At 65.8% G+C, this 23,525-nt stretch carries 25 protein-coding genes; 16 read left to right on the top strand and 9 right to left on the bottom strand.

Features of this window, described 5'->3' with window-relative positions; all coding sequences use genetic code 11:
• Window positions 1-13: 13 nt before the first annotated feature.
• Complete coding sequence (locus tag R9B84_RS12565) at window positions 14-562, bottom strand: periplasmic heavy metal sensor (protein WP_423758184.1); 549 nt, start codon at window positions 560-562, stop codon at window positions 14-16.
• Between the two features lie 225 nt (window positions 563-787).
• Here R9B84_RS12565 and R9B84_RS12560 point away from each other — a divergent pair, with 225 nt between their 5' ends.
• Window positions 788-1,513 carry a response regulator gene (locus tag R9B84_RS12560; RefSeq protein ID WP_047898732.1) on the top strand — a complete coding sequence of 242 codons (726 nt, stop codon included), beginning with the start codon at window positions 788-790 and terminating at the stop codon, window positions 1,511-1,513.
• Window positions 1,497-2,813 (top strand): ATP-binding protein, encoded by a 1,317-nt coding sequence (locus tag R9B84_RS12555; RefSeq protein ID WP_423758183.1) that lies wholly within the window; start codon window positions 1,497-1,499, stop codon window positions 2,811-2,813. The genes R9B84_RS12560 and R9B84_RS12555 overlap by 17 nt, the downstream gene beginning before the upstream one ends.
• A 42-nt stretch (window positions 2,814-2,855) precedes the next feature.
• Here R9B84_RS12555 and R9B84_RS12550 read toward each other — a convergent pair whose 3' ends face one another.
• Window positions 2,856-3,119 carry a hypothetical protein gene (locus tag R9B84_RS12550; protein WP_011352846.1) on the bottom strand — a complete coding sequence of 88 codons (264 nt, stop codon included), beginning with the start codon at window positions 3,117-3,119 and terminating at the stop codon, window positions 2,856-2,858.
• A gap of 529 nt (window positions 3,120-3,648) precedes the next feature.
• Between R9B84_RS12550 and R9B84_RS12545 the strand changes: the two genes are divergently transcribed.
• The 8 genes from R9B84_RS12545 (at window position 3,649) to R9B84_RS12510 (ending at window position 14,060) form a co-directional block, all read left to right on the top strand.
• Window positions 3,649-5,406 (top strand): ABC transporter permease, encoded by a 1,758-nt coding sequence (locus tag R9B84_RS12545; protein WP_423758182.1) that lies wholly within the window; start codon window positions 3,649-3,651, stop codon window positions 5,404-5,406.
• Window positions 5,407-5,428: 22 nt separating this feature from the next.
• Window positions 5,429-6,766 carry an AAA-associated domain-containing protein gene (locus R9B84_RS12540; protein WP_047898729.1) on the top strand — a complete coding sequence of 446 codons (1,338 nt, stop codon included), beginning with the start codon at window positions 5,429-5,431 and terminating at the stop codon, window positions 6,764-6,766.
• 579 nt (window positions 6,767-7,345) lie between these two features.
• A complete protein-coding gene (gene tssI / locus R9B84_RS12535; RefSeq protein WP_423758181.1) occupies window positions 7,346-10,345 on the top strand; it encodes a type VI secretion system tip protein TssI/VgrG in 3,000 nt (999 codons plus the stop codon).
• A gap of 50 nt (window positions 10,346-10,395) precedes the next feature.
• Window positions 10,396-11,127, top strand: coding sequence for an ankyrin repeat domain-containing protein (locus tag R9B84_RS12530; protein ID WP_423758180.1), 732 nt, complete (start codon window positions 10,396-10,398; stop codon window positions 11,125-11,127).
• Window positions 11,128-11,224: 97 nt separating this feature from the next.
• Window positions 11,225-12,040 carry a DcrB-related protein gene (locus R9B84_RS12525; RefSeq protein ID WP_423758179.1) on the top strand — a complete coding sequence of 272 codons (816 nt, stop codon included), beginning with the start codon at window positions 11,225-11,227 and terminating at the stop codon, window positions 12,038-12,040.
• 10 nt (window positions 12,041-12,050) lie between these two features.
• Window positions 12,051-13,334 (top strand): PAAR domain-containing protein, encoded by a 1,284-nt coding sequence (locus tag R9B84_RS12520; protein ID WP_423758178.1) that lies wholly within the window; start codon window positions 12,051-12,053, stop codon window positions 13,332-13,334.
• Window positions 13,331-13,762, top strand: coding sequence for a hypothetical protein (locus R9B84_RS12515; protein ID WP_423758177.1), 432 nt, complete (start codon window positions 13,331-13,333; stop codon window positions 13,760-13,762). Before R9B84_RS12520 ends, R9B84_RS12515 begins: the two co-directional genes overlap by 4 nt.
• A gap of 100 nt (window positions 13,763-13,862) precedes the next feature.
• The gene (locus tag R9B84_RS12510) at window positions 13,863-14,060 is read left to right on the top strand and encodes a tetratricopeptide repeat protein (protein ID WP_423759997.1); all 198 of its coding nucleotides are present in this window, start codon (window positions 13,863-13,865) and stop codon (window positions 14,058-14,060) included.
• A gap of 66 nt (window positions 14,061-14,126) precedes the next feature.
• Here the strand turns inward: R9B84_RS12510 and R9B84_RS12505 are convergent, their stop codons facing one another.
• Window positions 14,127-14,621 (bottom strand): hypothetical protein, encoded by a 495-nt coding sequence (locus tag R9B84_RS12505; RefSeq protein WP_423758176.1) that lies wholly within the window; start codon window positions 14,619-14,621, stop codon window positions 14,127-14,129.
• A complete protein-coding gene (locus tag R9B84_RS12500) occupies window positions 14,618-15,169 on the bottom strand; it encodes a hypothetical protein (RefSeq protein ID WP_423758175.1) in 552 nt (183 codons plus the stop codon). Before R9B84_RS12500 ends, R9B84_RS12505 begins: the two co-directional genes overlap by 4 nt.
• A gap of 285 nt (window positions 15,170-15,454) precedes the next feature.
• Here R9B84_RS12500 and R9B84_RS12495 point away from each other — a divergent pair, with 285 nt between their 5' ends.
• The 3 genes from R9B84_RS12495 to R9B84_RS12485 all read left to right on the top strand — a co-directional run bounded on the left by R9B84_RS12495 (window position 15,455) and on the right by R9B84_RS12485 (window position 17,796).
• Entirely contained in the window at window positions 15,455-15,652 is a 198-nt protein-coding gene (locus R9B84_RS12495) for a hypothetical protein (RefSeq protein ID WP_047898721.1), read from the top strand.
• Window positions 15,653-15,791: 139 nt separating this feature from the next.
• Window positions 15,792-17,213, top strand: coding sequence for an alpha,alpha-trehalose-phosphate synthase (UDP-forming) (gene otsA, locus R9B84_RS12490; RefSeq protein ID WP_096471483.1), 1,422 nt, complete (start codon window positions 15,792-15,794; stop codon window positions 17,211-17,213).
• The gene (locus R9B84_RS12485; protein ID WP_423758174.1) at window positions 17,206-17,796 is read left to right on the top strand and encodes an AAA family ATPase; all 591 of its coding nucleotides are present in this window, start codon (window positions 17,206-17,208) and stop codon (window positions 17,794-17,796) included. The genes otsA and R9B84_RS12485 overlap by 8 nt, the downstream gene beginning before the upstream one ends.
• A gap of 37 nt (window positions 17,797-17,833) precedes the next feature.
• Here the strand turns inward: R9B84_RS12485 and R9B84_RS12480 are convergent, their stop codons facing one another.
• Window positions 17,834-19,201, bottom strand: a complete 1,368-nt coding sequence (locus R9B84_RS12480; protein ID WP_423758173.1) for an MFS transporter — start codon at window positions 19,199-19,201, stop codon at window positions 17,834-17,836.
• A 166-nt stretch (window positions 19,202-19,367) separates the two neighbouring features.
• A complete protein-coding gene (locus R9B84_RS12475) occupies window positions 19,368-19,748 on the bottom strand; it encodes a DUF5594 family protein (protein WP_047898717.1) in 381 nt (126 codons plus the stop codon).
• 117 nt (window positions 19,749-19,865) lie between these two features.
• Between R9B84_RS12475 and R9B84_RS12470 the strand changes: the two genes are divergently transcribed.
• Window positions 19,866-20,267 (top strand): hypothetical protein, encoded by a 402-nt coding sequence (locus R9B84_RS12470; protein WP_423758172.1) that lies wholly within the window; start codon window positions 19,866-19,868, stop codon window positions 20,265-20,267.
• Window positions 20,268-20,463: 196 nt separating this feature from the next.
• On the opposite strand, the gene R9B84_RS12465 is transcribed toward R9B84_RS12470, so the two are convergent.
• Window positions 20,464-20,811 carry a hypothetical protein gene (locus tag R9B84_RS12465; RefSeq protein WP_423758171.1) on the bottom strand — a complete coding sequence of 116 codons (348 nt, stop codon included), beginning with the start codon at window positions 20,809-20,811 and terminating at the stop codon, window positions 20,464-20,466.
• Between the two features lie 143 nt (window positions 20,812-20,954).
• Between R9B84_RS12465 and eco the strand changes: the two genes are divergently transcribed.
• Window positions 20,955-21,455, top strand: coding sequence for a serine protease inhibitor ecotin (gene eco / locus R9B84_RS12460; RefSeq protein ID WP_096471477.1), 501 nt, complete (start codon window positions 20,955-20,957; stop codon window positions 21,453-21,455).
• Window positions 21,456-21,494: 39 nt separating this feature from the next.
• Here eco and R9B84_RS12455 read toward each other — a convergent pair whose 3' ends face one another.
• Window positions 21,495-22,109 carry a TetR/AcrR family transcriptional regulator gene (locus R9B84_RS12455; RefSeq protein WP_423758170.1) on the bottom strand — a complete coding sequence of 205 codons (615 nt, stop codon included), beginning with the start codon at window positions 22,107-22,109 and terminating at the stop codon, window positions 21,495-21,497.
• 115 nt (window positions 22,110-22,224) lie between these two features.
• On the opposite strand from R9B84_RS12455, the gene R9B84_RS12450 reads away from it, so the two are divergent.
• A complete protein-coding gene (locus R9B84_RS12450) occupies window positions 22,225-22,965 on the top strand; it encodes an SDR family NAD(P)-dependent oxidoreductase (protein WP_423758169.1) in 741 nt (246 codons plus the stop codon).
• Between the two features lie 43 nt (window positions 22,966-23,008).
• On the opposite strand, the gene R9B84_RS12445 is transcribed toward R9B84_RS12450, so the two are convergent.
• Window positions 23,009-23,371 carry a hypothetical protein gene (locus tag R9B84_RS12445; protein WP_423758168.1) on the bottom strand — a complete coding sequence of 121 codons (363 nt, stop codon included), beginning with the start codon at window positions 23,369-23,371 and terminating at the stop codon, window positions 23,009-23,011.
• Between the last annotated feature and the right edge of the window lie 154 nt (window positions 23,372-23,525).

Here is a 23,525-nt window from a genome sequence, read left to right as displayed (position 1 = left end):
GCGGCTCGCCGGCTTACTGCGCCGGCGCCGACGCGCCCTTGGCCGCGCGATGCTGCTCCCAGCGTTCCTTCATCTTCTCGTGGCGCTGCTGCATCTGCGCGAACTGCTGCTTGAGCGCCGTGCTGACCGTGGTCTTCTGCTGGTCGTTCAGCCCGTTGTAGAACGCGAGCCATGCGGCGGACGTCTGCTCGCGCAGTTGCGCGTTCTGCTGCTCGGCCTGCTGGCGCGCGGCGTGCAGCGCGCTCAGGTCGAGGATCGGCTGGTTCTGCTGTACCTTGAACTGCTCGCGCATCTGCTCGTGGCTCTTGCGCATCGCATCACGGTTCTGCTTCATCGTGTTGACGGCCGTCTGCCATTGCTGTTCCTGCGACGCGTTGAGCTTCAGCTGGTCGTGCAGTTTCATGATCGCGCCGAACGGGCCGCCGTCGTGCCCGTGCATCTGGTTCATGCCGGGGCCGCCCGGCGGCGGCATGTCGTTGGGCTGCGCGGCATGCGCGGTGCCGAATGCGAGGGCGAGCACAGTGGCGGCCGCGATGGCCACGCGGGAAGTCTTCTTATACATTTCAGAAACTCCTTGTATCCAAAGGGTCCGGCGATGCAGTCCGGGGGGAAGCCGCGTACCGCATCCGGTAAGACGCAGGTTAGCGATGCGGGCCCCGGCCGGTGTTACGTGGGGCGGTGGCACGGTTACCGCGCATTACAGTTCCCTTGCGCGGTAACCCGCAGTAACCCTTTCGTCCCTTTGTTTCGTTCTTCGACTCCGCCCTAGCGCGGTAAACTTCGAGCCATGACTACCCAGATCCTCATCGTCGACGACGACCAAGAACTCCGAGACCTGCTGCGCGACTATCTCGTGCGTCAGGGGATGGAAGTGTCCGTGCTGCACGACGCGGCGACGCTCGAGAAGCGTCTCGAGCGGGAGCGGCCCGACCTGATCGTGCTGGACCTGATGATGCCGGGCGTCGACGGCCTGACCGCGCTGCGCCAGTTGCGCGCGGCCGGCGACGACATCCCCGTGATCATGCTGACCGCGCGTGCAGACGACGTCGACCGCATCGTCGGGCTCGAACTCGGCGCGGACGACTACCTCGGCAAGCCGTTCAACCCGCGCGAACTGCTCGCGCGCGTGCAGGCCGTGCTGCGCCGCCGCCGCGCGACGCCGTCGGCGGCCGCGCCCGAACAGCGCGAGCCGTTCGCATTCGGCCGCTTCGTGCTCGACTTCCAGGGGCGCACGCTGTCGGTCGACGGCAAGCCGGCCACGCTGTCGAGCAGTGAATTCGCGCTGCTGAAGATCTTCGTCAACCATGCGCTGCGCACGCTGACGCGCGAGCGGCTGCTCGAGCTGCTGCACGGGCCCGAGTACGACGGCACCGACCGCGGCATCGACGTCCAGGTGTGGCGCCTGCGCCGCATCCTCGAAACGGATCCGTCGACGCCGCGCTTCATCCAGACGGTCCGCGGGCGCGGCTACGTGTTCGTGCCCGACGGCGAGGCCCATGCGCAAACCCATTGATTCGCTGTTCGGGCGGCTCGCGCTGCTCGTCGTTGGCGTCCTGCTCCTGTCGCACTTCGCGTGGTTCTTCGCGATGCGGCTCGAGCGCAACCAGATGCAGACGCGTTACGCGGTCGAGGAGGCCGCATTCCTGGTCGACGCGGTGCGCCAGCACGTCGAGCGCACGCCCGACCAGCCGTTGCCGTCGCGCGTGCGGCTCGTGACGCCGGACAGCGCCGACGTGCCGAACGCCGATCCGTCGAGCCTGCCGGCGGCGCTCAAGCGGTTCCGCGACGACGTGAGCGAGCGGATGCCGCCCGGCACGCGCGTCGAGATCGGCGCGCCGGGCCATCCACCGGTGCTGTGGGTCAAGGAGCCGGCCGACCGCAACTGGATCGTGGTGCCCGTGCAGCCGCTGCGTCCGCCGCGCTCGCTCGACCGGATGCTGTTGTGGCTCGGCACGATCTTCTCGGCCGGCGTGATCGCCGCGTTGTTCGCGGCCTGGCAATTGCAGCAGCCGCTGCGCTCGCTGGCGCGCGCGGTCGCGCGCTTCGGCCGCGGGCAGCCGGTGCCGCCGCTGCGCGAGCGCGGCCCGCGCGAGTTGCGCCAGCTCACGCATGGCTTCAACCAGATGGTGGAACAGGTGTCGCAGGCCGACAGCGATCGCGCGGTGATGCTGGCGGGCGTTGCGCACGACCTGCGCACGCCGCTTGCGCGGATGCGCCTGCGTGCGGAAATGATGGACGACGCGCGCTTGCGCGACGGCGTCGTGCGCGACGTCGACTCGATGTCGCACATCGTCGACCAGTTTCTGGTGTTTGCACACGGCGGGTCCGACCGCAGCGAGCCGGTGCCGGTCGATCAGGCCTGCGAGCGGATCGCACGCAGCTATCGTGCGGTCGCGCCGAACGCGCCGGCGGTCCAGACGCGGCTCGACGCCGATCCGGGCTTCCGGCTGCCGACGGCGACGCTCGACCGGATCCTGTCGAACCTGCTGGACAACGCGCATGCGTACGGCGCGCCGCCCGTGCTCGTCGAGACGGCGCGCACGCCGACCGGCTACGTGCTGTCGGTCAGCGACAACGGCGGCGGGATCGCGCCGCGCGACCTCGCGGCCGCGACGCGGCCGTTCGTGCGGCTCGACCCCGCGCGCGGCGGGAACGGCCACAGCGGGCTCGGGCTCGCGATCGTCGAGCGGCTCGTGCTCAGGCTGGGCGGGGCGTGCGACATCGGCAACCGCCCCGAAGGCGGCCTGCGCGTCGCGATGACGTTTCCGTTCGAGGTCGTGCCGAAGGACGAGCCCCACGCTCAGGCCGCGTAAGCGGCTGCGGCGCCTGCCCGGGCCGGCAAGCGCCGCGCGGCATCATTCGAACAGCGTGCCGAGCGTCTCGGCTGCGTTGCTGTCGATCGTGTTGTAGGTCACGGTGGTGGCCTCGAAGATGTAGACGGTCGTATAGCGGCCGAGGCGCTCCAGGATTTCCTCCTGCAGCGATTCCGGCACGACGTTCATGTTCAGGTACCACGCCGTCGACGACAGCCGAGTCTGGAACGACCCGTACTCCTGCATCAGTTCGTAGAACGCGTCGGCATCCTGATCGCGGCAGACGATCACCAAGTTTCCTGCCATTCCCTTCCTCCCGCTCGTCGATCGATCCCCAGGGTCTGTTTGCAGATGGGGCGTGCATGCGTAGCCACGAGAACGGCCGCAACAGACCCCGGGGGCTAGCCCCGATCATACCCGCTTCGCCGCATCCGGCTCCTGACGCCCGATATGGTTTCCACCTGCGTGCGGCTGGCGGGTTCACGGCCGGCCCGGATCACGGCATAATTCGGGCCTGCATGCCGGCCGAACGACTGCGGCCGGGCTGCCCCGTACCGTGCACCTGCCGTCCGCCCGCGCGCCGGGCACGATCCGTGCGCCGCCCGTGGCGGGCGCCGTCGCGCCGCCCCCGGACGGTTGTACCTGAAATACAGGTTGGTGTAGTGTCGTGCCGTCGCGAGCCGACTCGACCGGGCCGCACGGGGGCGCAGCTTGCACGCGCTGCGCATCGCGCCTGCGCGAGATCGTCAGTCAATCGAATTACCGCGCCCGTGCGCTTTGCCATGAATCAACATCGACTGCCGGCTTCGTTCGGCCTTACCGGGGAGGGCGCCTGATGGACGTCGGATTCTTCAATCCGAACCGGACCGCCAACGCGTCCGCGTGGCGCGTTCTGCCGAACCGGTGGGACTTCATCGCGTTTCCGCTGATCATCTGCCTGCTGGCGATGGCGATCGTCGGCTTCCACGAAACGATGGCACCGATCGGGACCCTGCAGACGCAGAAGATCTCGCTCGACCCGTCGAACCTGCCCGAATACGCGTTGCGCACCACGTTGCGGATGCTCGCGGCGATGGTTGCGTCGCTCGTGTTCACGCTCGTCTACGGCACGCTCGCGGCCAAGAGCCGTCGCGCGGGCATGGTGCTGATCCCGATCCTCGACATCCTGCAGTCGGTGCCGGTGCTCGGCTTTATCTCGTTTACGGTCACGTTCTTCCTCGCGCTGTTCCCGAGCCGCGTGCTCGGCGCCGAGCTCGCGGCGATCTTCGCGATCTTCACGAGCCAGGCGTGGAACATGACGTTCAGCTTCTACCAGTCGCTGCGCACGGTGCCGCGCGATCTCGACGAGGTGTCGCGGAGCTTCCACCTGACCTCCTGGCAGCGCTTCTGGAAGCTCGAGGTGCCGTTCTCGATGCCGGGGCTGATCTGGAACATGATGATGTCGATGTCGGGCGGCTGGTTCTTCGTCGTCGCGTCGGAGGCCATCACCGTCGGCAACCAGACCATCACGCTGCCGGGGATCGGTGCGTATCTCGCGCAGGCGATCTCGGACAAGAACCTCGGCGCGATCGGCTGGGTGATCGTCACGATGACGGTCGTGATCCTCGCGTACGACCAGTTCCTGTTCCGCCCGCTCGTCGCGTGGGCCGACAAGTTCCGGATGGAGAACACGAGCTCGGGCAACGCGCCGGAGTCGTGGCTGCTCGACCTCGTGCGCCGCACACGCCTGATCCATCAGCTGCTCGTGCCGGCCGGCTGGTTCTTCGCCAAGGCCGCGCGGATTCCGCTGCGCCTGCCGCTGTCGGGTGCGATGCGCTTCGCGCTGCCGCGCGTCGAGAAGAAGGCGTCGCGCACGGTCGACATCGCATGGGCGGCCCTCGTGCTGATCGGCACGGCGTATATCGTGTGGCGCGTCGTCAGTTTCGTGTCGACCGGCGTGACGATGGCCGAGGTCGGCCACGTGCTGGTGCTCGGGCTCATCACGCTGCTGCGCGTGGTCGTGCTGATCGCGATCGCATCGGTGATCTGGGTGCCGATCGGCGTGTGGGTCGGGCTGCGCCCGAGGCTGGCCGAGAAGCTGCAGCCGCTCGCGCAGTTCCTCGCCGCGTTCCCGGCGAACCTGCTGTTCCCGGTGTTCGTGATCGTGATCGCGCGCTTCCACCTGAACCCCGACATCTGGCTGTCGCCGCTGATCGTGCTCGGCACGCAGTGGTATATCCTGTTCAACGTGATCGCCGGCGCAACGTCCTACCCGAACGACTATCGCGAAGCGGCGACAAACTTCCGCATCCGTGGCTGGCAGTGGTGGCGGCAGGCGATCCTGCCCGGCATTTTCCCGTACTACGTGACCGGCGCAATCACCGCGTCGGGCGGCGCGTGGAACGCGAGCATCGTGTCGGAAGCCGTGCAGTGGGGCACCACCAAGATCGAGGCGCACGGCCTCGGCGCGTACATCGCGCAGACCACCGCCGCCGGCGACTTCCCGAAGATCATCATGGGCATCGCCGTGATGTCCCTGTTCGTCACCCTGTTCAACCGCCTGCTGTGGCGCCCGCTGTATGCCTATGCCGAAGCGAAGCTGCGGCTCGACTGAGACCGATTGAGAGCGAAACGCGATGCACAATCCGAATGCTGTAAACGCCCCCGTCCAGACGTCCCAGCCGCCGCGTCTCGGCGAGGAAATCCTGCGCGTCGACCACGTCTGCCGCGGCTTCAACAAGACACAGGGCGAGCTGCTCGTGCTCGACGACGCGAACCTGTCGCTGCGCGAAGGCGAGATCGTCGGGCTGCTCGGCCGCTCCGGCTCGGGCAAGTCCACGTTGCTGCGGATCATCGCCGGCCTGATCGAGCCGACCGGCGGTGAAGTGACCTACCTCGGCCAGCCGCTGCGCGGCCCGGCTGAAGGCGTCGCGATGGTGTTCCAGACCTTCGCGCTGTTCCCGTGGCTCACCGTGCTGCAGAACGTGGAGGCCGGCCTCGAAGCGCTCGGCGTCGGCGCGCGTGAGCGGCGCGAGCGTGCACTGGCCGCGATCGACCTGATCGGTCTCGACGGTTTCGAGAACGCGTATCCGCGCGAGCTGTCGGGCGGCATGCGCCAGCGCGTGGGCTTTGCGCGCGCGCTCGTCGTCGACCCGACGATCCTGCTGATGGACGAGCCGTTCTCGGCGCTCGACGTGCTGACGGCCGAGACGCTGCGTACCGACCTGCTCGACCTGTGGACGCAAGGGCGGATGCCGATCAAGTCGGTGCTGATCGTTACGCACAACATCGAGGAAGCCGTGTTCATGTGCGACCGGATCCTCGTGCTGTCGTCGAATCCGGGCCGCGTGATCGCCGAGATCAAGGTGCCGTTCAAGCATCCTCGCAACCGGCTCGACCCGGCGTTCCGCAAGCTCGTCGACGATATCTACGCGAAGATGACGGCCCGCCAGACCGGCGAGGCGACGAAGAAGGGGCTCGAGGTCGGCAGCTGGCTGCCCCAGGTGTCGACCAACCTGATGGCCGGCCTGATCGAAACGCTCGCGATGGCGCCGTACCATGGCCGTGCCGACATGCCGGAAATCGCGCGCACGCTGCATCTGGAAGTCGACGATCTGTTCCCGATCGCAGAAGTGCTGCAGTACCTCGGTTTCGCGGACGTGCGGGAAGGCGACGTGTTCCTGACGCCGCCGGGGCGTGTGTTCGCGGAATTCGGTACGCAGGAGCGCAAGCTGATGTTCGCGGATCACCTGCTAAAGCACGTGCCGCTGGCTGCGCGGATCAAGAAGGTGCTGAACGAGCGTCCGGGCCATCGTGCGCCGCGCGTGCGCTTCGAGCAGGAGCTCGAGGATTCCCTGTCGGACGGCGCGGCCGAGGAAACGCTCGACGCGGTGATCGACTGGGGTCGTTACGGCGAGATCTTCTCGTACAACGACCAGACCGAGATCTTCAGCCTCGAGGACGTCGAGTCCTGAAAATAGTGGGGCGATTCAGGCGCATCCGACGGACATAACCCGGATGCCAGTTTCGCGGTTTGATTCGACCGCTGCGAGTACAGGGCAGCGCGGCCTATCCCTGGCGTCCGCAACGGGCGCCGGGCAATCGCCATTTCAATGTTGGAACGTGCCCCTCCCGGGGCCCGGAGAATTGCGCTCCGCGCGGATGCCTCGTTCGGCTCGACCTTCGACGGCAATGCTTCGTTCACGTTCGGCTGCGGCATCAACTCTGCCATTCGTTGTATTTCTACCGTATCGGCTTGCTCATTTTCCCGTGTACGCCACGACCTGATCGTTCATCGTCGACTGATCGGGTGAGCGATGCACGTGTTGGTTCGAGCGTGCGATTGCAATTGGCGGGCGGTGAAAAATATCGGAAATCGATCCGGTGATCTGCCAGGCCCGGTGCCGTCCCCCAATATCAAATGCTGACAAGTGGTTATGAAGTTCCCTGCGTTTTGATATATTTGGCGCCTCCAAGGCGGCTGAGAGCGCCTTGCTGGTGCGATAGCGTCCAGATTGCGGCGGGTCCGCCCGACAAAAAGAACGAGGTTAATGATGAGTTTCGCAGCAAACGGAAACCCCGACGGGATGGGAGGGGGCGGCGCGGCCTTGGCAGGCGGTTTGGGCAACCTGGGTTCGCTTGCCGGCATGGCGGGACAACTGGGCGCGCTCACCGGTATGCCGGGCGCGGGGCTGCTTGGCGGTGCCGCGAGCGCGGTTCAACTGGCTCAAACCGGTTTGTCCTTGATCGGTAAGGCGCCGGAGTCGATTGCCGAAGCCATCAACAGTCTGACTGGCGCTGTTCCGCGCCTGACCCAGGACAATCGCTTCATCACGATCGAAACGCCGCTCGGTCCGGACGTGCTGCTGGTCAGTACGGCAGTCATAGACGAACACGTCAATCAGCTCACCGAAGCGCACCTCGATCTGCTTTCCCATCGCAACAATATCGAGCCTCAGGAAATTGTCGGACAGCGAGTCAAAATCACGCTGGAGCCGCAGAGCCGCAATTTCAGTCTGACGCGGGTCGTGACGTCGTCCGCGGATACCGAGACGCAGCGATATTTCGACGGCTACGTTGCGTCGTTCGGGCGCGTCGGAAACTCGGGTTCGGTGACCCGCTACGAAATGTCGGTCGTTCCGTGGTTCTGGTTTCTGACACGTTCGACAGATTGCCGGATCTTCCAGAATCAGACGCCGCAGGACATTCTCGGCGATATTTTCCGCGAGATGGGCTTTTCGGATTTCGAGTTCGCCATTCAGGGCGATCGCCCAAAGCTCGAATACATCGTGATGTACGACGAGTCGTACTACAGTTTCTGCTCGCGCCTGATGGAGCAGGAAGGGCTGATCTGGACATTCCGCTACGAAAAGGACAAGCACGTCCTCGTGATCGGCGACACCAACTCGGTGTTTCAGCCGATTCCGACGCTGAAGACCATTGCGTATGAAGCCAACAGTGCCGCCAGCGAGCAGAACGGCATCGATCGGTGGGATGAGGCGTTCAGTTTCCGCGTGGGCAAGATCACGTACCGGGATTTCAACTACAACCAGCCGTCGTCGCAGCTGATGCATGTCGAGGTGCCGACCGTCAACCTGAAGCACCCGAATATCCAGACGACGGAGCGTTACCAGTTCCATTCGCTGTATGACCACGGTAACGACGGGCAGCGTTACGCGTGTTATGCGATGGAGGCGGAAGAAGCGCTTGCGCATCGTTTCAACGGCGCGGGTTATGCGCACGGCATGACGACGAGCGGGCGATTCACGCTGGTCAATCACGGCACATCCGCCTACAACGACAAGGACTTCGTGATCCTCCACGTTCGTCATCAGGTGGCGAACGACTATACCCAGCAGACGTCGAAACTGCCGTACCACAACACGTTCACGTGCCTGCCGATCGACATTCCGTTCCGGCCGGAGCGGCGTACGCCCAAGCCGCACATGCAGGGCACGCAGTCCGCGATCGTGGTCGGGCCGAAGGGCGAGGAAATTCACACCGACGGCAGCCGGGTCAAGCTGCACTTCCTGTGGGACCGGCGCGGCAAGCTCGACGGTTCGGATTCGATGTGGGTGCGCGTGTCGCAACCATGGGCAGGCAAGGGATGGGGCGGCTCGGCGATCCCGCGGATCGGCCAGGAAGTGCTCGTCTCGTTCAATCAGGGCGATCCGGACAACCCGATCGTCGTCGGGCGCGTGTTCAACGGCGATTCGGGCAACCCGTATCACGGAAGCGGCGGCCAGACGATGGGGATGCGCAGCCAGACGCACAAGGGCGAGGGCTTCAACGAACTGCGGTTCTCGGACGTGAACGGCGCTCAGGAGGTCTTTCTGCATGCGCAGAAGGACATGAAAACGATCGTCAAGGACAGCGAGACGCACACGGTCGAAGCCGGCGCGCGGAGCGTGTCGGTGCTGAAAGGCGACGAGAGCAAGCATGTCGCGGAAGGCAGCCTGTCGGAAAAGATCGCGAAAGCGCGCTTCACCACCGCCAACAGCGTCGGCGTGCAGGCGCTGGCCGGCGATGCCGGGCCGGGGAAGCAGAGCTATCAGGCGACGGACGAGATCGAGCATCGTGTCGGCGCGAGCATCGTGACGCTGAAGCCGGACAGCATCAAGCTGTCCCATGGCGCATCGAGCATCCTGATCAATCAGAGCGGGATCTTTCTCGATGGCCCGGTGATCCACCTGAATCAAGGGCTCTTCGTGACGCCCGAGCAGGCGATGGCGATTGAGTGGGCCAATCAGCAAGCGATCATCGCGGCTGGCCTTGCGTCGGCCGATCCGAAAGTGCAGGCAGCGGCACGCAAGCTTCAGGCGACGGTCAAGGCGCAGCAATTGGCCAAGCTCGCCGAAGCGGTGTACACGCCGGGTACCGCGCCGCCGGGATGGAAAAACGTGTCGAACGATCCGGAAGCGCTCAAGAAGTTCGGCCTGAGGCCGAAGGACTTGCAGATTCCCGGCAGCAATTTCGGTACACAGGTCTATGCACCCGATCCCGCGGTGTTTGGCGACAGCATGAAGCCGACCCTGGCCTTCAAGGGAACGCAGCCCACGGTCAAGGAGGATTGGTCGAACAACCTCAGTCAGGGGTTGGGAGACAATTCCCCGTACTACGATCGCGCGGTGACCCTCGGCAAGAAAATCTATGGCTCCGGAAATGCCGGCGACCTCGATCTCACCGGTCATTCGCTCGGCGGCGGGTTGGCTTCGGCGGCATCGCAGGCCAGCGGCGCCGGTGCGACGACCTTCAACGCGGCGGGCCTCAACCCTGAAACGCTGCCGCTGTATGGCGCAACGCCCCGGACGTCGTCCGTCACGAACTATCGGGTCGATGGCGACATCCTGACGGGCGCGCAGGAAGGCGGGTTGGGCCCGATCAGCGATGTGACGTCGCAACTGATGCCCAAGGCCGTCGGAGAGCAGATCACCATTCCCGGCACCAGCGTGACGACTGTCCAGCGACACATGATGGGTCAGGTGACGAGCGGGCTGAACACGACCGTCGCCGAGCAGCAATCGTCGCTGCTGAGTCAACTTCAGGGACATTGATGAAATACAACAAGGTCATCGCCGCGGGCGCGGTTGTCGCGGTAATCGGTTTGTCGTCGCCGTTCTGGTGGCCGACTCATGCACAGGAAACAAAAATGGCTGACTTCAAACGTTACCCGCCCGAAGACTTTTTCTCGGGACAGCAACTCGAGCTGGCGCGCGCCATTCGCGACGGGAATCTCGAGCAGGTCAAGGCGCTCGCGACGCACACCGATCTCGCGGCGCTGGGCAACAAGAAGGCCAGCCTGTTGTCGTTCGCGGTGCAGGAGGCCGTTCCGGTGAAGACGGACGCCACGAACGTGCGCCTTCAGATCGTCAGCGAACTGGTGCGGGACGGTGCGAAACCCGAACAGTCGTTCGGGGAGAACGACGCGAACGTCGCGTATCTGGCCGCGCGGGCCGACACGCCCAACCTGTTGAGAGCATTGCTGACCGGCGGCATGAGCCCGGATCTCAAGTACGACGGCGATACGCCGCTGATCTTCGCGACCTGCAAGGACTCGCTGTTGCCGCAAATGCGTTTGCTGGTCGAGCACAAGGCGAACGTCAATCTGCGGGACTCGATGAAGGAGACCGCGCTCTATGAAGCGACGCGCCTGCGACAGTGGGACGTCGTCGACTATCTGCTCGCGCATGGGGCCGATCCGTCGGTGAAGAACGACAACGGCCTCGCGTATGCGAAAGTCCTCGGCGATGAACTGCAACAGACACCGAAAGGCTCGCCGCAGCTGGACCGCATCGAAGCCATTCGCAAGCGTCTGGCCACGGCTGGCGTGCAATGACGTTGCCACCTGACGGATGCGCCGACTGTGCCCGTACCGTCGGCGAACAGTTTCAATCCGGCGCGTGCCCCGACGGGCAGGCCGAACCGAGAAGAGCATGTCCGAATATCAGATGAACGATGCCGTCATTCAGTTGCCGGCACACTTCAAAGACAAGACGATTCACCTGTTCACGGTCGATGAGGCGGGTAGCAGCGGATTCACGTTTGTGGTTTCGCGTGCGCCGATGGAGCCGGACGACACGGTCGATACGTTCGTGACGCGGCTCGTATCGGAGATGCGCAAGTCGCTTCCGCGCTTCGAACTGAAGCAACTGGAAAACCGGGAAATCGATGGCGAAACCGCGCGCGAAATCGATTACCAGTGGGTGTCGGAAGGCACGACGCTGCATCAGCGCCAGACGGTGGTGATGTCGCCGAAGGCAGGGCGTGAGCGCATGGCGATCAGTTTCATCGGCACCTGTCCGAAGTCGTTCACGGAGGACAAGAGCAAGGAATACAAGAGTTTGCTCGCGAGTGTCGTGCTGGCCCGGCCCGATCGTGCGGCCTTCGTGTCGACCCCGCTCGGCCAGGACGAGACCGGCATCGTCTTCGTGCTGCACGAGCCGAGCGCGACGTTGTACGCGCTCACCGGCATGGCCGAACTGTTCCGGCACGATGTCACGGAAATGTTCGACGACACCGCATTCTTCGGCCCGGGCGGCGCACCGCTGGCGTTGCAACCCGCTCCGAATGGGCAACAGGCCTGGAGAGCATTGGATGGCCGTCAATTCGCACTCTGGACGGTGGATTTGCGCGAGCACGCGTCGCTGGGAGACCGGCTTGGCGATGTGACGTCGGTGAAAGGCATGACCGGCATGCAGAGCGTCGAGGCTGTGCGTGCTTATCTGAGCGCGGTTGCGAACGCGGGCTGACGGGGAGCACATGGATACATTGCTTGCTGCTGCGCGGTTCGGCGATCCGGTTGCGCATACGGCGTCCAAGGGATGGATGATCGCCGGGTTGATCGCGGGCGCGGTGATCGGGGCCGCGGTGGTGGTTGCGACGGGCGGCGCGGCCTTGACGGTGATTGCCGCTGTTGCTGCCGGCGCTGCGGCGGGCGGGGGGCTGGGCGAGGTGCTCGGCACGATGTCGTGGGCGCCTCGGCATGTCACGGGAAGCCTGATAAAGGGCTCGCCGAACGTCTTCATCAACAGTCGCGCGGCGATGCGGGCCATCCTGAGCCTGGGTCTGTGCAGCGACCACGCTGGTCCGCCGCAGGTGGTCGCGCAGGGTTCGTCGACGGTCTTCATCAACAGCCGGCCGGCGAGCCGCAAGGAAGACCGGATGATGTGCGGCGCGTTGATCGACGCCGGATCGCCGAACGTGTTCATTGGCGGCCCGGCGGTGGGGGAGTTCAATCCCGAGATTCCGGCGTGGGTCAACTGGACGATGTTAGCGGTCGGTGTTGCGGCTACTGCCGTGCTCGCCGGGCCGGCGATTGCGATTTTGGGCGCCGCCGGAGGTTTCGTTGGTGGCGAAGTGGGTTCGTGGATCGGCGGCAAGATTTTTGGTGAAGGATCGGACGGGCAGAAGTGGTCGATGCTTGGGGGAAGCCTGCTTGGTGGGGCGGGTGCGGCAAAGGGGGCTGGGCTCGTCGGCGGAGCGAGAGGCGCTACGTCCGTTGCAGGCGAGATGTCTGCCGGGGAGGCGGCCGCTGATGCGCTGGCGGGCAAGCTGCCAAAGGCGGGTGACACGAGTCCCTTCGATTATGTGGTCGATTCGATGCCTGCGGACCTCGTTGGCGATCCAAAGGGCGTCTACGGGTACGTGCCGGTAGAAGGATCCGAGTTCGCTGCACCCAAGTGGCCGGTAGACTGGACGAATCCGGAGCAAGTTGCCAATGCTCGGAACGTGCGACTGGAATACCATCAAGGTCTGGCTGACGAGAGTGCATGGGTGTCCGATTTGCGTGCCAGTGGCGCCAGCGAAGAAAGTATTGGGCGGCAGATTGTCGACATGCGAAATCAAACCCGAATGTCGAAATACTCCGAGGACAAGCTGCCGGTGTTGTATGAGCGCAATATGGCCAAATACGGAAACAAGTATGGGCCGACCTACGAAGCGCTGCTTCAGAAATATGGTAGCCCGGAGGGTGTAATCGCCGCGGGAACAAGAAGCAATCCTACAATGGATATTCTTACGGGTATCGCGAAGGTTGGGGAATGATGAAGAATGTGCAACTCGGGGTGATTAATCATCCGTCCAGGTTTGTGGAGCTGAATGTCGACGCAGGGGTGTTTTCTGCTTTGGCAGGAGATGCATATGTGGCGCGCGGAAATTACATGGCTGTCGAAGGCCAGGAGGTTGCTGTTTTTACGGCAGATCAGCAGCTTTATCTTCAGTGGAATAAAAGACGCTGGAATTTCGAGGATCTTGGTCGTAACGTCAAGTACGAACACGATTTTCAACGAGGGATGACGACTTTTTCCATTGATGGCCATGCCATTCAATATCCTGCATGGTGGGTTGGCGATGAAACATTTGATCCGAATTTGCCAGAGCTTGATGAAGACGAGGATCATTTTGCATATATCGCGAGCTTGACTAAAAACAAGGGATTGCAGCGATCCTTGATCGATGTCTGGAGCCGCTAGATGTGAGGCTGCCCGAATTAAATCCTGCTCTTGATTGGAAAATTCCGACTTTTCGGCGTAGTCTGAGTCGACTCCCGAAGGTGCATTTGCGAGCAAATCGCTGGATTATTTCGACAAGGCGCTGAAGCTCAATCCCGATCAGCCTTTCGTTTATTTCAACCGCGCAAGGGCCTACGAGACGCTGGGCGATCTCAAGGCGGCCATCGCCGATCTGGAGCGGTGCCTGTCCTACAACCCGGACGATGCGTTGTCCGCGAAGATCAAGGAAAGGGTGACGCAGCTTCGCGCGCGTTCGTAACGACTGCCGGTGACGTGTGCGCAGAACGGTGAGGGCGCCGCGCATCATGCGCAGCGCATCGCCCCGTCACTGCAAATTCCCCCACCGATCGACAGCCGGTTCGGCCGATGCCCATTTCCAGTGCGTGCCTTGCTGGCACGCATTCGCGAAATACCAGTCGGCCTTGTCGCCGTCCTTCACCGAGAACGCGAATTCCTTGCACAGCGCGAGCGCCGACGAGTACGCGCGCGTGACGCGCACTTCGCCTTCGCCGTTTTCCAGCGGCAGCGTGTTCTTCACCTTCCACGGTTTCACTTCGCCGACGGCCAGGCTGCCGGCCGCCTTCGCGATCGCGTCCTGCTGGTTCTGATGGAGCTGTTTCATCGTGCGGTTGACGGCCTCGTCGGTCGCGGCCTGCACGGCAATCCCGACGCCGACGCCGACCGCCGGGTTCGCCGTGACGAGGCCTGTCGCCGCGCCGGCGAGCGCGCCGCTCGCCGCGCCGACCGACCCGCAGCCCGACAGCGCGGCCGCCGCCGCGCAAAGCGCGCCGATCGCCGCGATACGGATCGCGACGCTCATTGCAGCGCGCCCCAGCGTTCGGTCGCCGGTTCTGCCGACGCCCATTTCCACACGGGGCCGTCGCGGCAGAGGGTGGCGACGTAGAACGCCGATTGCGCGGCCTTGTCGGGCTTCGCGGGCGTGTCGACTGCGAACACGATTTCCTTGCAGTCGAGCGGGCCGACGCTGATCATCCGGCTGACCGTTACGCGGCCCTGCTCGTCGTCCTCGATCGGGAACGAGTGGTGCGTCGACCACGGCGCGACGCCGCCCACGTCGAGCGGGCCGGCCGCCTTCGCGATCTGTTCCTGCGTGTAGCGGTGCGCGACGCGCTGCGAGTACTGGACGCCCGCACGCGCGCCGGCGACGGCGCCGAGGCCGATGCCCGTCGCGACGGCGGCGTTGTTGGTGACCTTGGAAGCGATCGCGGCGCCCGCGATACCGGCGCCGGCTGTTGCGCCTTCGCTGTACAGCGAGTTGCAGCCGGACAGCAGTGCGGCCGTGGCGAGTGCAGCCAGCACGACGCGCGCCGGCATGGCCCGGCGCGACGATTCGAAACGGATGTTCATCCCTGAGTGCAAGTCCTGTCTGGGTGAGCGGCGACGCTTGCGCGCCCCATGCCGCGTCATTGTTTCGCAATTGTCATAGGAAAAATGCAAAGCTTTGACAAATCGCAGGACGGCATGTCGCGCGTGCACGCGGCGCTATTCTCGGACAGATGGCTAACGCGGGGTCGAAACGTTACAAATTGAGGGTAATTGTTACCTTCGCGTGCGAGGAACCGACCTAGACTGTTTTGTTATGGAATGTTTCTACGACGGCTTCGAGCCGCGCCTCCTATGAGACACCCAGCCATGCGTCGTCCGAAACGGTTTTCGCATCGGCCACCCGACGCGGGGGCGGACCAACCGCGCCCGCAGACCGACGCACCCTCCGCACCGCCTGCCGGTGCGCCCGGCGAGACGCCGTCCGACGGCGATCACAACCAGGGTGGCGCCCGCCCGGAAGGGCTCGACTATCAACGCGACCTCGGCCAGGAGCAGGACGCTTGATTCCGTCGTCGTCGCATTCCGCTGCCGCATTTCATTGCATTTCTCGGAACTGAATCGCCACGCGGGCCGCCTTCGGGCCGCCGCGTCCGCCTTGGCGCGCGCCGCGCGCCAGCCAATCGAATCGAGGAGGGGAAGCTGCATGAGCAGATTGATCGTGGTATCGAACCGTGTCGCCGCCGGCGAGGACACGCGCCCGAGCGCGGGCGGTCTCGCCGTCGGCGTGATGGACGCGCTGAAGGAAACCGGCGGCGTCTGGTTCGGCTGGAACGGCGAGATCGTCGGTGCACCGGACGCCGAACCCGCGATCCAGCGGGACGGCAACGTCACGTATGCGACGGTCGGGTTGACCCGGCGCGACTACGACCAGTACTACCGCGGCTTCTCGAACGCGACGCTGTGGCCGGTGTTCCATTACCGCGGCGATCTCGCGCGCTTCGACCGGCAGGAGTACGCGGGCTATCTGCGCGTGAACGCGATGCTCGCGAAGCAGCTCGCCGCGCTGCTGCGGCCCGACGACCTGATCTGGGTACACGACTACCATCTGCTGCCGTTCGCTCATTTCCTGCGCGAGCTCGGCGTGAAGAACCCGATCGGCTTCTTCCTGCACATCCCGTTTCCGTCGCCCGACATGCTGCGCCTCGTGCCGCCGCACGAGGAACTCGTGAAGTTCATGTGCGCGTACGACGTCGCGGGCTTCCAGACCGATGCCGACAAGCAGGCGTTCACCGACTACATCGAGCGGCGCGGGATCGGCGCGGCGAGCGACGACGGGATGCTGCACGCGCACGGCCGCGTCGTGAAGGTCGCCGCCTATCCAATCGGCGTGCATCCGGACGCGATTGCGCAGGCGGCCGTCCAGTACGGCACGCGCAAGCCGGTGAAGATGCTGCGCGAGGCGCTCGACGGCCGCAAGCTGGTGATGAGCGTCGACCGCCTCGATTACTCGAAGGGGCTCGTCGAGCGTTTCCAGTCGTTCGAGCGGATGCTCACGAACGCACCGGGCTGGCAGGGGCGCGTGTCGCTCGTGCAGATCGCGCCGCCGACGCGCTCCGACGTGCAGACCTACCAGGACATCCGCGAAACGCTCGAAGGCGAGGCCGGCCGCATCAACGGCCGCTTTTCGCAGCTCGACTGGACGCCGATCCAGTACCTGAACCGCAAGTACGAGCGCAACCTGCTGATGGCGTTCTTCCGGATGTCGCAGGTCGGCTACGTGACGCCGCTGCGCGACGGGATGAACCTCGTCGCGAAGGAATATGTCGCGTCGCAGGACCCGGCCGATCCGGGCGTGCTCGTGTTGTCGGAGTTCGCGGGCGCGGCTGCCGAACTGACCGGTGCGCTCCTCGTGAATCCGTACGACCTGTCGCAGATGGCCGAGGCGCTCGAGCGCGCGCTGTCGATGCCGCTCGCGGAGCGGCAGGCGCGTCACGAGGAGAACCTCGCGCGGCTGCGCGAGAACGACCTGTCGGTCTGGCGCGATACGTTCGTCGCCGACTTGCGCAGTGTCGCGGCGGCCGCGTCGGTCACGCAGCGCGCGGGCCGGCGGGTTGCGCATGCGTGAATACGCGCACGGAGCCGGGGACGACGACGCGACCGACGACGCCACCGGCCGTTTCTTCGTCGTGACGGGCGGCCCGGGCTCGGGCAAAAGCACATTGCTCGACGCGCTCGAGCGCGCCGGTTTCGCGCGCTCGCAGGAGGCCGGGCGAGGCGTGATCCGCGATCAGGTGGCCGTCGACGGCCACGCGCTGCCGTGGCGCGACCCGGCTGCGTTCGCCGAACTGATGCTGAGCTGGGAGATGCGCTCGTACCATCTCGCGCGGCACGCGCGCGGCCCCGTGTTTTTCGACCGCGGCGTGCCGGACGTGGTCGGCTACCTGCGGCTGACGGGGCTGGCCGTGCCCGCGCATGCGGAAGCCGCGGCGCGCCGTTTCCGCTATCACCGGCGCGTATTCATCGCGCCGCCGTGGCCCGACATCTACACGAAGGACACCGAGCGCCGGCAGGATTTCGCGGAAGCCGTGCGCACCTACGATGCGATGGTCGATTGCTACACGTCGTACGGGTACCGGCTGATCGAGTTGCCGCGCGTGAGCGTGAAGGCGCGCGTGCGCTTCGTGATGGACGCGCTCGACGCCGCGTGACGCGCGTGTGCGTCTGCGTGTGCGGCGCGCCTCGGTGTCAGGCCACCGAGTCCGGCCGTGGCGACGCGATGCGCAGCATGCTCACGACCGCGGCCACCGCCGCGAAGGCCGTGGCGACATACAGCGCGATCGTCGGCCCGCGATCGGGCGCGAGCCCGAAAATCAGCGCAACGAGTGCGGCACCGAGCGTCTGGCCCGTCAGCCGCGCGGTGCTCAGCATGCCGCCGGCGCCGCCGCTGCGCTCGCGCGGCGCCGACGACAGCATCGCGCGGTTGTTCGGTGACTGGAACAGCCCGAAGCCCGCGCCGCACAGTGCCATCCGCCACACGATGTCGACGGTGCCCGGGTGCGTGCCGATCGTCGCGAGCGACAGCAGGCCGGCCGCGAACAGCGCGAGCCCGATCCCGCCGAGGATGCCGGCCGAGTAGCGGTCCGACAGCACGCCCGCGAGCGGCGCGGCGAACACGATCACGAGCGGCCAGGGTGTCATGTACAGGCCGGTCTCGACCTGCGAGAAGCCGAGCGAATTCTGCAGCCAGAACGGCAGCGCGACGAACGCGAGCATTTGCGACGTGAACGACGCCGTCGACGTATAGACCGACAGCGCGAACATCGGGATGCGCATCAGGTCGACGGGCAGGAGCGGCGCCGGCTGCGACAACTGGCGTTTCACGAAGAAGTAGCCGACGACGAACGCGACGGCCAGCTCGGCCGCGACGTACGCATGGCGTTCGCCGTGGCCGAGCCCGTCGACGGCCGTGATCAGCAGGCCGAACACGCACGCGTTCATCAGCGCGCTCGGGAAATCGTACGGCGCGTCGTGCAGCGGGTTGGCCGGCAGCGCGCGCACGCTGCCGAGTACCGCGGCGATGCCGATCGGCACGTTGACCGCGAACAACCACGGCCATGACGCGAACGACAGGATCGCGGACGCGATCGTCGGCCCGATCGCCGACGACAGCGCGACCACCATCGCGTTGATCGACAGCCCGCGCCCGAGCATCGACGACGGGTAGATCATCCGCACGAGCGCCGCGTTGACGCTCATGATGCCGGCCGCGCCGAAGCCCTGGATCACGCGCATCACGGCGAGCATCGGCAGCGAGCCGGCGAGCGCGCAGCCGAGCGACGCCGCGGTGAAGAGGGCGAGCCCGGCGATGTAGATACGGCGATAGCCGATGCGCTCGCCGAGCGATGCGAGGGGCAGCAGCGTGATCGTGACCGCGAGCTGGTAGGCGTTGACGATCCAGATCGACGCGGCGTCGGACGCGTGCAGGTCGCGCGCGATGGTCGGCAGTGCGACGTTCGCGATGGCACCGTCGAGCACGGCGAGCGTGATGCCCAATGCGACGCAGACGATCGCCCAGTAGCGTTGCGGAAGCGGCAGACCGGTATCGGCGTTCATGACGGGAGCGAAAGCGAGGTTGTCCGCGCGCCCGGTTGCCGGTTGCGTGCGCAACCATGCGAAAAGGGTGGAGGCGGCGATGAACGGCCCGGCCGGCGCGGCTGCGCCGGACCGGGGCCGGTCGAGTGTATCACCGGGCCGCATTGCGCGACGCCGGCGCGCGCGCTCAGCCTTCGAAGTCGAGGCCGCCGAGCCGCACGAGCGGGTCGGCCTGCGTGCGCGACGCGAGATCGATGTCGCGCGCGCCCTGCCACGCGCCCAGCTTTTTCGGCAGCGCGGCCAGGTAGTGCTCGAAGCGCTGCGGGCCGTCCGGTTCCATCAGCCGCTCGATTTCGTCGGTGTCCCAGGTCAGCTCGAGATTCAGCGGATGCACGAAGCCGCTCACGTGCTCGTGCGGCGCGCTGCGGATCTGCACGCGCGTCGGGTGCCCGTGCCCGCCGTACGGGACGACGTCGGTCAGCACGTGATCGGCGAAGAAGGCGGCGATTGCCTGCGCGATGCGCGGCGCGAATTCGGTATCGAAACGGCGGGCGGTTTCGGGCTGCATGAAGGCGTCTCCTGTGTGCCGAAAATCGTAGCACGGCGGCGCTGCGTTTCGGCGTGCGCGACACGCGTAATGGCGCGTTACCACTTGCTGCATCTATTACGGCCGCGCGCCGCCACAATGCATCGCATCCAGTACCACTTCGCGTGGGAGTCCATCATGAAAAAGATTGCCGCAGTGTGTGTCCTCGCCGGTTCGCTCGCCGTGGCGGGCCCGGCGTCCGCGCATGGCCGCGACGGCGGCGGCATCATCGGCGCGTTGATCGGCGGCGCGGTGCTGGGCGCAATCGTGACGTCCGCGATGAATCCGCCCGTCGTGTATCAGGCGCCCGCGTACCAGGCACCGGCCTATCAGCCGCCGACGTACTACCAGGCACCTGCGTACCAGCAACCTGACTATCCGACCTATCAGCAGGCGCAGTATCAGGACGACGGCCCGAACTATTGCTACGACCGCTACCAGCGCGCGTACGTGTGCGGTGCGCCGGTGTCGCGCGGCTACGCGCAACCTGCCGGCTGGTAAGCCGGCAGGTGCGCGACGCATGACCGGGTTCGGTGCCGGCTGGCCGGCGCCCGCCGACATTCGCTTCGCCGGACCGGACGACAAAAGGCCCTCGCTTCATGCGAGGGCCTTTGTTTTTCTGTGGCCGTCCGTTCGTCCACGTGACGCGCCGGCCATCGGCGGGCGGTGCGCGGATACAAACGGTTGCAAATGTGCGTCAGTGGCGATGGCCGCCGCCGTTGTCGCCGCGACCGCCGCCATCGTTCCAGTCGGCGCGGCGTCCGTCGCCGCGGCCCCAGCCGCCGTGATGGGCGCGCTCGCCGCGGTCGCGATCCCAGCCGCCGCGATCGCGATCCCAGCCGCGACGGTCGCGATCCCAGTCGCGCCCGCCGCCACCGCCCCAGATGTTGACCGTGCCGTACACGGGCGACGGCGCGTAGGCCGGGCCATACGCGTAGCCCGGATCGGAATAGTAGGTCGATCCGTAGCCGTATCCGGCGTCGGGAGCGACGACGCAGCCGGCCAGCAGGGTCGCGACGCCGGCGGCAGCAATGAGCTTCAGCATGATGTTCTCCGTTGGTTCCCCTATAAGTACCGCGCGCGAGGATTGCCGGCTGTTCGGAATTGTGTCGTGAAATTACAGCGCCGTAAGGTCTCGCGACGAAGGTGTTAGCATCCGGGGCTCATTTGTTTTTCAGGAGCACATCGATGAAATTCGCGATCCGGGCCGCCCTGGCCGCTTTCTGCGTCACGACTGCCGCCGCGTGCGTGGCGGGCCCCGCATCGGCGCCCGCCGTGCCGGCCGAGTCGATCAAGATGTTTCCGCAGGCAGCGGCCGGCCAGCAGCGCGCCGTGATCGCGCTGCCCGCGCTCGAGAACGAGGGCGATGCGCGCGTCGAGCTGATGATCGGCAAGACGCTGCAGACCGACTGCAACCAGCAGTGGTTCGGTGGCGAGCTGACCGCCGAGGACGTGAAGGGCTGGGGTTATACGTACTACCGGCTCACCGACGTGAAGGGGCCGGCGTCGACGCTGATGGCGTGTCCGGGCCAGGCGCCGCAGCAACGGTTCGTGCAGGTGCGCGGCGACGGTCAACTGCTGCGTTACAACAGCCGCCTGCCGCTCGTCGTTTATGTACCCGACGGCTTCGAGGTGCGCTATCGCGTGTGGCATGCGTCGAAGGACGTGCAGCACGCGGCGAAGCAGTAACGTGCCGGCGCGGCCGCGCGCGGCTGCGGCGTCCTGCCGCTACGCGCCGCTCGCACCGACGAGCGCCGGCCATGCGGCCAGCGCGGCTTGCGCGACCGCCTCCAGATCGCGACGGCTCGCGCCGTCGCGCGCCTGGATCGACATCCCCTGTTGAACCGTCACGTAGTACCGCGCGATCGCGTCGAGGTTCGCGTGCGCTGCGATCTCGCCGGTCGCGACACCTTGACTGAGGCGCTCGCGCAGCGCTTCGACCGTGCGTTCGCGCATCGCGATCAGCGTTTGCCGGACGGTGTCGGAACGCTCGGCCGGGTGCAGTGCCGACAGCACGATCAGGCAGCCGGCCGGCTTCGACCGCCGCGTGAACACACGCGCGGTATCCATCAGGTAGTTCCGCATGGCGTCGTACGCGCTGCCGGCCTGTTCGACGCCATCCCAGATTTCCCGTCCCTCCGTTGCGCGGTAGTGCTCGAGAGCCTGCCGGAACAACGCTTCCTTGCTGCCGAACGCCGCATACAGGCTCGGTGACGCAATGCCCATCGCGGCCGTCAGGTCCGCCATCGACGCACCCTCGTAGCCGAGGCGCCAGAACACCTCCATCGCGCGATCCAGCGCCGCTTCCTTGTCGAAGCTTCTCGGTCGGCCACGTTCAGCCATTGCTTTCCTTCCTTCGTCGATATCTGTATCGATCGATAAAATAATTCAATTGACAGTGCCGCGCAACTTGCCACATTCTGTGTCGACCGTTACATAAATAAGGAAAGGAACGAACATGGATCGACTTCAGGGCAAGCGTGCACTTGTCACGGGCGGCAGCCGCGGCATCGGCGCGGCCATCGCGAAACGGCTGGCGGCCGATGGCGCGGACGTTGCGATTACCTACGAAAAATCGGCCGGGCGGGCGCAGGCCGTCGTCGCCGGCATCGAGGCGCTGGGCCGTCGTGCCATCGCGATCCAGGCTGACAGCGCCGATCCGGTTGCCGTCCGCAACGCGGTCGATCGTGCCGCGGAAGCGTTCTGTGGTCTCGACATCCTCGTGAACAACGCGGGGATCTTCCGCGCAGGCACGCTGGACGACCTCACGCTCGACGATATCGACGCGACGCTGAACGTGAACGTGCGCGCGGTGATCGTCGCGTCGCAGGCGGCGGCGCGGCATCTCGGGGAGGGCGGGCGCATCGTGTCGACCGGCAGTTGCCTCGCGACGCGCGTGCCCGATGCGGGGATGAGCCTCTATGCGGCGAGCAAGGCCGCGCTGATCGGCTGGACGCAGGGGCTCGCGCGCGATCTCGGGCCGCGCGGCATCACCGTCAATATCGTGCATCCGGGGTCGACGGATACCGACATGAATCCGGCCGACGGCGAACATGCCGGTGCGCAGCGTTCGCGGATGGCGATTCCGCAGTACGGCAAGGCCGATGACGTGGCGGCGCTCGTTGCGTTCGTCGTCGGGCCGGAAGGGCGGTCGATCAACGGGACAGGATTGACGATCGATGGCGGTGCGAACGCGTAAATGGCGATGCCCGGCGTGATTTGACCGGGCGGCGTTGCGTTCGTTATCGGCAGCCGAGCCGTCGATGCTCGGTTTCCAGGTTGGCCCGCTTGTCGTAAGCCTGCAGTTCGTTGCGCGGCTTGCCGTCCGGGCCGATTCCGCGCACGACCTTGTGGCCGCGGTCGGGCGCATGCGTCACGGCGTCGATGCCCGCGGCCAGTTCCCTGCAGCGCGCGTCGGAGGACGCGTTTTCCGGGCGCGGTGCTGCCGCGCCTGTGACGTTGGCGAGGCCCGGGCTGACATAGCGCTGTTTCGCGTGCACCGTGCCGGATGCGGTGCCGGTATCGGTGGCGTACGCCGTGCAGGTCAGGGCCGAAAGTGCGGCCACTGCCGCAATCGTTCGAATCATGGTCGGGTTCGTGTACATGCGAAGGTTCGGGATTCTACGCAATCCCCGGTGCATGTCCGTGGCGATTGGATGGAGTGCGATCACGTGTCGCATGTCATGGAGATGAATCGGAGAGGATCGCCAACGGTTTGTGTGTCAGGTGCGCCGCACGGCCGGTCGGGCGAAGGAGTTC

It is taken from the genome of Burkholderia sp. NLJ2, assembly GCF_049487195.1.
GTDB lineage: Bacteria > Pseudomonadota > Gammaproteobacteria > Burkholderiales > Burkholderiaceae > Burkholderia > Burkholderia pyrrocinia.
The sequence above is the reverse complement of the archived record's forward strand: the minus strand, read 5'-3'. Positions and strand labels throughout refer to the sequence as shown.

What these genes read in the sequence shown, in the direction of transcription:
- R9B84_RS12565 (WP_423758184.1), bottom strand. Translation starts at nt 562, where the DNA reads ATGTATAAGAAGACTTCCCGCGTGGCCATCGCGGCCGCCACTGTGCTC.
- R9B84_RS12560 (WP_047898732.1), top strand. Translation starts at nt 788, where the DNA reads ATGACTACCCAGATCCTCATCGTCGACGACGACCAAGAACTCCGAGAC.
- R9B84_RS12555 (WP_423758183.1), top strand. Translation starts at nt 1,497, where the DNA reads ATGCGCAAACCCATTGATTCGCTGTTCGGGCGGCTCGCGCTGCTCGTC.
- R9B84_RS12550 (WP_011352846.1), bottom strand. Translation starts at nt 3,119, where the DNA reads ATGGCAGGAAACTTGGTGATCGTCTGCCGCGATCAGGATGCCGACGCG.
- R9B84_RS12545 (WP_423758182.1), top strand. Translation starts at nt 3,649, where the DNA reads ATGGACGTCGGATTCTTCAATCCGAACCGGACCGCCAACGCGTCCGCG.
- R9B84_RS12540 (WP_047898729.1), top strand. Translation starts at nt 5,429, where the DNA reads ATGCACAATCCGAATGCTGTAAACGCCCCCGTCCAGACGTCCCAGCCG.
- tssI (WP_423758181.1), top strand. Translation starts at nt 7,346, where the DNA reads ATGAGTTTCGCAGCAAACGGAAACCCCGACGGGATGGGAGGGGGCGGC.
- R9B84_RS12525 (WP_423758179.1), top strand. Translation starts at nt 11,225, where the DNA reads ATGTCCGAATATCAGATGAACGATGCCGTCATTCAGTTGCCGGCACAC.
- R9B84_RS12520 (WP_423758178.1), top strand. Translation starts at nt 12,051, where the DNA reads ATGGATACATTGCTTGCTGCTGCGCGGTTCGGCGATCCGGTTGCGCAT.
- R9B84_RS12515 (WP_423758177.1), top strand. Translation starts at nt 13,331, where the DNA reads ATGATGAAGAATGTGCAACTCGGGGTGATTAATCATCCGTCCAGGTTT.
- R9B84_RS12505 (WP_423758176.1), bottom strand. Translation starts at nt 14,621, where the DNA reads ATGAGCGTCGCGATCCGTATCGCGGCGATCGGCGCGCTTTGCGCGGCG.
- R9B84_RS12500 (WP_423758175.1), bottom strand. Translation starts at nt 15,169, where the DNA reads ATGAACATCCGTTTCGAATCGTCGCGCCGGGCCATGCCGGCGCGCGTC.
- R9B84_RS12495 (WP_047898721.1), top strand. Translation starts at nt 15,455, where the DNA reads ATGCGTCGTCCGAAACGGTTTTCGCATCGGCCACCCGACGCGGGGGCG.
- otsA (WP_096471483.1), top strand. Translation starts at nt 15,792, where the DNA reads ATGAGCAGATTGATCGTGGTATCGAACCGTGTCGCCGCCGGCGAGGAC.
- R9B84_RS12485 (WP_423758174.1), top strand. Translation starts at nt 17,206, where the DNA reads ATGCGTGAATACGCGCACGGAGCCGGGGACGACGACGCGACCGACGAC.
- R9B84_RS12480 (WP_423758173.1), bottom strand. Translation starts at nt 19,201, where the DNA reads ATGAACGCCGATACCGGTCTGCCGCTTCCGCAACGCTACTGGGCGATC.
- R9B84_RS12475 (WP_047898717.1), bottom strand. Translation starts at nt 19,748, where the DNA reads ATGCAGCCCGAAACCGCCCGCCGTTTCGATACCGAATTCGCGCCGCGC.
- R9B84_RS12470 (WP_423758172.1), top strand. Translation starts at nt 19,866, where the DNA reads ATGCATCGCATCCAGTACCACTTCGCGTGGGAGTCCATCATGAAAAAG.
- R9B84_RS12465 (WP_423758171.1), bottom strand. Translation starts at nt 20,811, where the DNA reads ATGCTGAAGCTCATTGCTGCCGCCGGCGTCGCGACCCTGCTGGCCGGC.
- eco (WP_096471477.1), top strand. Translation starts at nt 20,955, where the DNA reads ATGAAATTCGCGATCCGGGCCGCCCTGGCCGCTTTCTGCGTCACGACT.
- R9B84_RS12455 (WP_423758170.1), bottom strand. Translation starts at nt 22,109, where the DNA reads ATGGCTGAACGTGGCCGACCGAGAAGCTTCGACAAGGAAGCGGCGCTG.
- R9B84_RS12450 (WP_423758169.1), top strand. Translation starts at nt 22,225, where the DNA reads ATGGATCGACTTCAGGGCAAGCGTGCACTTGTCACGGGCGGCAGCCGC.
- R9B84_RS12445 (WP_423758168.1), bottom strand. Translation starts at nt 23,371, where the DNA reads ATGTACACGAACCCGACCATGATTCGAACGATTGCGGCAGTGGCCGCA.